A 3,275-nucleotide genomic window follows, 5' to 3' on the forward strand; every position below is an offset into this window, starting at 1 on the left:
GCCCGCGGTGCGGGCGCCGCCGCGTCCGGTACCGCCTGCGACGCCGCGGCCACGGGCCGGGCGGGGCTGGCGCTGGGCAGCATGGGACTGGGAGTTTCCGTGCTGAGACAGAGGGATCCGCCGATCAGGTCAGGGCCACCATGAGATCATTTGGACGGGTGAGGAGGTCCACACCAGCCCGCTGCATCGTCCGGCGGCCGGGGTACGGCCGGCTCCGCGACCAGACCCAACGGCGGGTGATTCCCGCTATGGCGCTCGCACCGACCTCGCACACCCGACCATTCAGCCGGGCGCGGACAGCCGCTCGGGCCGTCGTCTCCTTCACGGTACATCGACGACCCGTGCTTCGGGATAGGGCCGCGGCACGCAACGAGCCGTTGCATCCCCCTCTGTGCCGGTTCGGGCGGTCACCCAACGGCGGCGTGCCGGTGCGCGTCCGCACGGTCGTCCGTCTCGTCCCGGCCGGGCCCGCCGGTCGGCGTCGACGCCGCGGTGGCAGTGGTTGCGCAGCGTGTCGAGTTGCTCCGTACTGCCCCGGTGACCAGGGCCGATGTCCCACCGAGGGTGGCATCGGGCGGATGACGGGTGCGCCCGCCGCGTGCGTCGCGGCAGTAATCGCCGGGCCCTCACCGGACGTGAGGGGCAGGGCCGCCCTGGACGCGATGAGGGTCACTATCGGGAACGTCGGCCTGCGCCGACCGCCGAAGGACCCGGCCGCATGCCCGCTGAGCAGGCCGAACATCGCTGGCGGCGCCGGGATGACCACGGTCACGGCCGGTTCGAGGCCGGTGCGGCGCCGCGGCGGCCGTAGGAACCAGAAGACCACCCTGAGCGGGACGACCGGCCCGGGGCGGACGGGACTTTCGGGACGGCCGGCCGGCGCCCCCCGATCCGGTGAGCCCGCCGGGCCCGGGCCGGTCGGCCGGGCGGCCGTTCGGTGTGCACGTGCGGCGAGGGGTGCGGCTGCCGACCGCCGCTGCTCGGTCGGCCGCATCTGCGTCGTGCCCCCCTGGCGGCCCGCTTGGCGGCCCGCCCGGACGCCCGCCCGGCTTCCCGTGCGCCCGGTCGTGCGTTCGCCGGTGCAGCGGCGCCGACCGCATGCACGGGCCGGACGGTCGCGACCACGCCGTCAGAAGACCAGCGCGGTGAGGGCGTGGATGATCAATCCGACGAGGGCGCCGACAACCGTGCCGTTGATGCGAATGAACTGCAGGTCCCGGCCGACATGCAGCTCGATGCGCCGAGAGGTCTCCTCGGGCTCCCAGCTCGCGACCGTGTCCCCGATGATCGCGGCGATGTCCCCCTGGTAGCGGTGGACCGCCCGGGCGGCCAGATCGGACGCGGCCTGGTCGACGGTGCGGCCGAGCTCCGGGTCGGTGGCCAGCCGGGCCCCGAACGCGGCCAGCTCGTCGGTGGCCCGCACCCGGGCGGTGCTGGTCGGATCGGTGGTGAGATCGAGCAGGATCGTCCGTGTCGTCGCCCAGATCGCAGCGACGGCCCGGCCGACCTCCGCGTGCCCCAGCAGCCGCTGCTTGATCTGCTCGACCTGCTCGCCGAGGCTCGGATCCGTGCGCAGTCGGCCGGCGAAGTCGCCGAGGAACCGGTCCAGCACCTGGCGCACCCGGTGCTCCGGGTCGGCGCGTAGTTCCGCGATCGCCTCCAGCGCCTTGTCGTAGGCCTTGATCGCGACCGCCTCGTCCAGCCACTGCGGCGTCCAGCTCGGCGCCTGGTCGACCACCAGCCGGGTGAAGACCTCCGGGTTGCGGGCCAGCCACTCCTGGACATCGGCGACGATCACGTCGACGAGCCGGACGTGCAACCGATCGTCGAGCACTCGCTGCAACGCGGCGCCCAGCACGCCCGCCCAGGGGCGTTCGACCACCCTGGGCAGCACCGCCTTCTCCACGACCTCGCGGACCAGGTCGTCGCTCATCCCGGAGATGGCCGAGGTGAGCCGCCCGGCGATCTCGGTCGTCACCCGCTCGGCGTGGCGCGGCTGGCGCAGCCACGACCCCACGCGCACCGAGACGCCGATGCCGTCGACCTTCTCCCGGATCACGTCCTCGGCGAGGAAGTGTGTGCTGACGAAGTTCTCCAGGCCGCGGCCGAGGGCGTCCTTGCGCTCCGGGATGATCGCCGTGTGCGGGATCGGCAGGCCGAGTGGATGGCGGAACAGGGCCGTCACCGCGAACCAGTCGGCCAGCGCGCCGACGACGCCGGCCTCCGCGGCGGCGGCCACGTACGCCACCCAGCCGGGCCCGCCGTGGCTGCGCCAGCCCTGAGCGAGCAGGTAGACGGTCACGACGGCGGCGAGCAGCCCGGTGGCGATCAGGCGCATCCGGCGCAGCGCCTGGCGCAGCCCGGGCTCGTCCGCAGTGCCCCGGGGAAGAACGCCCGGTACCGGCCGCCCGCCGCCCGCCGGCTCGCTCATGGGCCGCCGTCCCTCTCCCGTGCCACTTCGACGCCCACCCGGGCCCACCGGATCTGATCAGCCGATCCTCGGACACCTTATGCGGCCGGGGCGGGACACCGGCCGGCCAGCGCGGACGTCGGCGGGCGGGGACGCCACCTCGACGGGCGCGACCGCGGGCGCGAGCGCGACTGCGGGCGGTGGGGCGGTGGGGCGGTGGGCGGTCAGGGCCGCGGGGGTGGCGGCCGGCGGGGATGGGAACGCTGGTGCAGCCTGCGCTGGATGACGGCGAGGTCGACGATGGCCACCAGCGTGAGCAGCGCGAGCAACCCCGCGGCGGCGGGCTGGTCACGGGCGGCGAACAGTCCCGCGGTGACGCCGCAGAAGACCAGACCGAACACGGCGAGTGCACGCCGCAACCCGAGTGCGCTACGGGCCGGCGGTGCACCCCCCGAACCGGGGGAGGCGAAGAGCCGGCGCCACCGGAGCCGAGCCCCCCGGAACCGGGTCTCCCCGAACCGAGCCCCTCGGGACCGAGGCCACCTGCGCCGACGCCACCAGCGCCGAGGCGGCAGGACGTCCCCCTTGTCGCGCTGGCGCGGCAGGGAACTGGTCACGGTCCCCGGTATGCCCGGTCACGCCCGGGTGAACCGGGGATCGTGACCGCTTCGGGCCGTTGGGTGTCCCCGCGCGGGCTCAGCCAGACCGACTGGGCGCCCCGCGACCGGGCAGCCGCGCGGTCATCGCCGCCTTCGCCTCCGCCGAGGCCAACCGCTCGGCGAACAGCGCACCCTCGACGTCGATGCGTTCGAGCACCGCCGGCGTCCCGCCGTCGTGGAGCAGGGCGCGGGCGGCGGCCAGGGCC

At 75.0% G+C, this 3,275-nt stretch carries 2 protein-coding genes; both read right to left on the reverse strand.

Going from position 1 to position 3,275, the window contains the following annotated elements:
• Positions 1 to 1,129: 1,129 nt before the first annotated feature.
• Positions 1,130 to 2,431: a DUF445 domain-containing protein gene (locus ND748_RS28670; protein WP_251749308.1), complete on the reverse strand. Its 1,302-nt coding sequence runs from the start codon at positions 2,429 to 2,431 to the stop codon at positions 1,130 to 1,132.
• A gap of 203 nt (positions 2,432 to 2,634) precedes the next feature.
• Positions 2,635 to 3,027 carry a DUF6343 family protein gene (locus ND748_RS28675; protein ID WP_251749309.1) on the reverse strand — a complete coding sequence of 131 codons (393 nt, stop codon included), beginning with the start codon at positions 3,025 to 3,027 and terminating at the stop codon, positions 2,635 to 2,637.
• Between the last annotated feature and the right edge of the window lie 248 nt (positions 3,028 to 3,275).

The organism is Frankia sp. AiPs1 (assembly GCF_023716945.1).
GTDB lineage: Bacteria > Actinomycetota > Actinomycetes > Frankiales > Frankiaceae > Frankia.

Excerpts from the sequence above, each read along its gene's own strand:
- ND748_RS28670 (WP_251749308.1), bottom strand. The coding sequence starts at position 2,431 with ATGAGCGAGCCGGCGGGCGGCGGGCGGCCGGTACCGGGCGTTCTTCCC.